Origin of the sequence: uncultured Nostoc sp., from assembly GCF_964245575.1 — a bacterium.
In the GTDB taxonomy this organism is placed as follows: domain Bacteria; phylum Cyanobacteriota; class Cyanobacteriia; order Cyanobacteriales; family Nostocaceae; genus Nostoc.
This window is the reverse complement of sequence record NZ_CAXTNP010000479.1, coordinates 1-3,458: the sequence shown is the minus strand read 5'-3', so window position 1 is coordinate 3,458 and position 3,458 is coordinate 1. Positions and strand designations below refer to the sequence as shown.

Below are 3,458 nucleotides of genomic sequence, written 5' to 3'. Positions count from 1 at the left end.
TAACAATGATTATCATTATTGTACTTGGTGATTTTATTCCTTGGAAGTCCCTTATTGGCGAGATTATCGAAGTGGAACCCGAATCCGTTCGGACGATCTGGATAGAAGGCGGAATCACAGTATGGGTGCAGTTAGTCGGTGGCGGACGGCTTCCCTTCGATAGAGACTGGTTCGCTACAAGAGTTGCAGAGGTTAAAGCGACTCTACCAGAAAGCCCACTAGAACGAAACGAACGCCTAAGCGATGAACTAGAAAAAGCCTGCACTGTTTTTGGTCTGTATCACGGCGAAGTTGATTGGCTATCATTCAGCACCAAACTCTACCAAGACGGGCGTTTGGTTGGCTTCGTCGGGTGCAATCAACAGGGCTGGTACGCCAGACCAAGACAGTACGGACTCAATCGTGTGGCTCCGAGTGCAGAACAAGTGATTGCGTTGTTGGGAGTCCGAGCGGTAGTAGCGGCTTAGTTCTGGAAGTGAGAAAGGCGATTGCACATCAAAAGAATTGCAATCGCCAACAGTTGAATTTCGAATAAACATAATCATGACACAAAGTACAGCAAGTAACCTCTCACTTCAAGTAGGTGACTGTCAGAAGAGAATTCTCCTACCTGCTACAGATGCGAATGCAGAGGTGTAATAAATCCCTAGTTCTAGAAGTGAGAAAAGCGATTGCTTCCCCTAGAGTTATGCGATCGCCTCTACAACGAAATTTATGACAATTTAAATCATCATGGCACACAGAATATGATTACCACATTTTCTCTTCAACAGACTCAGTTGGAAGAGTCTCTTGACAAGATACTGTTGTCTCCAACAGACCCCAATGCAGAGGTCATGGAAATCCCTGGCTACAAACTCGTGTATGTCAATGGAGCTTGCCCCAGAAATTATCGAGTGTACAAGACTCACTCAATGATTGGGGTAATATTTCAACACCTTACGCACTGGTCAAATGCTGTAGATAAAATTCGATACGCCGAATCGGTGGATGCAGCAGTCGGACTGGATGACTTCATGACGATGACAGGCAGATCAACAGCGACTACAGAACAACCATTCACAGAAGAAGAGTTACTAGATAAAGAATTTGATTCGCTGACAATTGACGAATGGGAACGGCTGAAAAGGTACGTTCCACAAGCGAAAGATTTGGTTGCAGTGTAAAGAAAAGGGGTGGGCAGTAAGACCCACCTGTTACCCAAGAACAAAGCTAAATTATCAGTTTATCCAAATAGAACAAAACAACTCATCGGATAAATCAATGGAACCGATAGAAATACTGAAGCAATTCAACTCATGTTACGTAAATATTCAGGCGATTGCTCAAGATGAAAACTGGCTTTTGTTGATTGCCGATAAAAAGATTGATCCAGAAGCAGCAACTCACTTAGCCGATGTCCTGCACTACTTGGGTGAGGCAATGGGTTGTGTAGAAGAAATTGTCGAGGTCAAGTTTAATCAGGAATCAGAATCATGAAACTCTACGCAACCAGTATTCCTCAACATGAAGCCAAGCTGGGCGACTGTTATATCGAATAATGCAGGTTTGATTGAGATAGAAATAAATGATGAAGACCCTGGCTTTCATTCAATTATTGAGGAATTATCTACTGAAATTGAACCAGGAATTATTGGTGTAAAAGCTAGCGATTTATGTCTCGTACTCAGCATTGAGATGGTTGATACTAACGAAGAAATTTGACAACCAAAATGAAATTTACAACTGTATCTGTTAGCTACTCCAGAAAATTTAATCTAGGCGACTATGAATCTCTAGAACTGGGTTGTTCTCTCTGGGCGCAAGTCGAGGATGGAGAAGACGCTGATGGGATAACCCAATTTCTCTATCAACAAGCCAAAGCTTCGGTAAAACAAGCGGCAATGCCTGTGCTAAAAGCCTCAGAGTTTCAAATTACTAAGGCCAAATCTAGCAAAAAAGTGTCTGGCGATATCAATGAAAACGATTGGTAAAATGCGAGGAGCCGGACAATGCAAGAACTAATCAAAGCTTTAATAAAAGCAAAGTCAGAGTTTAATCCCATTCAAAAAGACGGTACTAATCCTCACTACAAGCGCAAATATGCAACACTAGATGCTGTATTGGATGCTGTCACTCCTGCGCTTGGTAAACATGGATTAGTAATAATTCAAACTACCGAAATCCTTGAAGATAAAACCGTGCTACGGACTCATATTTTTCATGAATCTGGAGAGAGTATCGCTAGTACTTATCCTTTGCCTGAAATAAGTGATTCTCAGAAATTGGGTGCAGCTTTGACCTACGCGCGTCGTTATGCTGTCTGTGCAATTTTATCAGTCACAGCAGATGAAGATGATGATGCTGAAGGTGCTGGTACTCCTAAAAAGGCTGAACAGGCGCAGAATAATATTAGACTTCGCAAAGAGAATCAACAGTCTAGGATTCAGCCAACAAAACAGGCTATAACTCCGCCAGCAATCAACCCAAAAGATTTGCGAGTCAAAGAAGTTCGCACGCTTTTAAATTATCCACTCGATTTAGTCAAAGAGTGGTTGCATTCTCGAAATGTTACCAGTCCGAGCGAGCTTGATTCTGTTCAAATTGATGAATTAGTGAAGACTATGTGTTTGGCTTGGGCTGGGAATAAGTTTGGACATCCGAATCATGCTGCTAACTCTTATCAGAAACACATCGTTGATACGGTAGCACGAGGAGTAGATGAAACAACAGCAATCAGCGCATGGATGGAGGGAGCGCTTGCACAATTGCCTGAACTTAATTGAAAAGAAAAATCATACTTCAAGAAGAATACATTCGGCAGCAATCTTAACGTTCTCTTAGAAACGCTAGTTCTGCATAAAAAGCAATTATGCTCATCAAACAAAGAGGCATTGTTGTTAACAAGCGACCACCGCCATTGAGTATCGGAGAAAATCGAGGCTTGAAACACAGCCCTCATTGAGCCGATTCAGTACACAGGCAGTAGCAAAATTACTTTTGATTCTCGGATTATTCCTGCTGTAATTGTTGCACTACTTCTACTGATAAGCCAGTAAACCGAGCTATCACATTAACACTGATACCTTCAGCTAATAAATTGATAGCAATTTTACGGGCTTTTTCATCGCTACCTTCGGTCTTGATTGATAAACCACTGACTCGTGCATGGTATACCTTTGGGGGAACTAATTATGACTGGAATTGTATTGCTTATTCCGACTGCTCAACGTCTGTTATGAGCAAGCTTTGTACTTGTTCGATTGTTAACCCAGTAACTTTTGACACCATTTCAATAGGCATCTTCTCTTTTAGAAGGTTAACTGCAACGCGGTGAACACCGAGTTCAATTCCTTCTTCTTTACCTTCGGATAAAATCGATTGATAAATGACTGACTCACGCATAATGTCCTTCCTGAATAAACCAGGGTAAGCGCATCTAATTTTGTGCTTAAGAATACAGATTGTTTTACTGAAGT

Annotated in this window: 6 protein-coding genes and 1 pseudogene; 6 read left to right on the top strand and 1 reads right to left on the bottom strand. The window is 41.7% G+C overall.

What is annotated here, in order from left to right; genetic code table 11:
* Positions 1-5: 5 nt before the first annotated feature.
* The 6 genes from ACFFAP_RS37245 to ACFFAP_RS37220 all read left to right on the top strand — a co-directional run bounded on the left by ACFFAP_RS37245 (position 6) and on the right by ACFFAP_RS37220 (position 2,765).
* Entirely contained in the window at positions 6-467 is a 462-nt protein-coding gene (locus ACFFAP_RS37245; protein WP_375515913.1) for a hypothetical protein, read from the top strand.
* A gap of 204 nt (positions 468-671) precedes the next feature.
* The gene (locus tag ACFFAP_RS37240) at positions 672-1,166 is read left to right on the top strand and encodes a hypothetical protein (RefSeq protein ID WP_375515912.1); all 495 of its coding nucleotides are present in this window, start codon (positions 672-674) and stop codon (positions 1,164-1,166) included.
* Between the two features lie 97 nt (positions 1,167-1,263).
* The gene (locus ACFFAP_RS37235; protein ID WP_375515911.1) at positions 1,264-1,479 is read left to right on the top strand and encodes a hypothetical protein; all 216 of its coding nucleotides are present in this window, start codon (positions 1,264-1,266) and stop codon (positions 1,477-1,479) included.
* Between the two features lie 27 nt (positions 1,480-1,506).
* Entirely contained in the window at positions 1,507-1,704 is a 198-nt protein-coding gene (locus tag ACFFAP_RS37230) for a hypothetical protein (protein WP_375515910.1), read from the top strand.
* Positions 1,705-1,712: 8 nt separating this feature from the next.
* Positions 1,713-1,973, top strand: a complete 261-nt coding sequence (locus ACFFAP_RS37225; protein WP_375515909.1) for a hypothetical protein — start codon at positions 1,713-1,715, stop codon at positions 1,971-1,973.
* A gap of 18 nt (positions 1,974-1,991) precedes the next feature.
* On the top strand, positions 1,992-2,765 hold the full coding sequence (locus tag ACFFAP_RS37220) for an ERF family protein (protein ID WP_375515908.1): 774 nt from the start codon (positions 1,992-1,994) through the stop codon (positions 2,763-2,765).
* A gap of 427 nt (positions 2,766-3,192) precedes the next feature.
* On the opposite strand, the pseudogene ACFFAP_RS37215 reads toward ACFFAP_RS37220, so the two are convergent.
* Positions 3,193-3,458: pseudogene (locus ACFFAP_RS37215) on the bottom strand (hypothetical protein); the annotation flags it as partial.

What these genes read in the sequence shown, in the direction of transcription:
- ACFFAP_RS37230 (WP_375515910.1), top strand. Translation starts at nt 1,507, where the DNA reads ATGAAGCCAAGCTGGGCGACTGTTATATCGAATAATGCAGGTTTGATT.
- ACFFAP_RS37245 (WP_375515913.1), top strand. Translation starts at nt 6, where the DNA reads ATGATTATCATTATTGTACTTGGTGATTTTATTCCTTGGAAGTCCCTT.
- ACFFAP_RS37220 (WP_375515908.1), top strand. Translation starts at nt 1,992, where the DNA reads ATGCAAGAACTAATCAAAGCTTTAATAAAAGCAAAGTCAGAGTTTAAT.
- ACFFAP_RS37225 (WP_375515909.1), top strand. Translation starts at nt 1,713, where the DNA reads ATGAAATTTACAACTGTATCTGTTAGCTACTCCAGAAAATTTAATCTA.
- ACFFAP_RS37235 (WP_375515911.1), top strand. Translation starts at nt 1,264, where the DNA reads ATGGAACCGATAGAAATACTGAAGCAATTCAACTCATGTTACGTAAAT.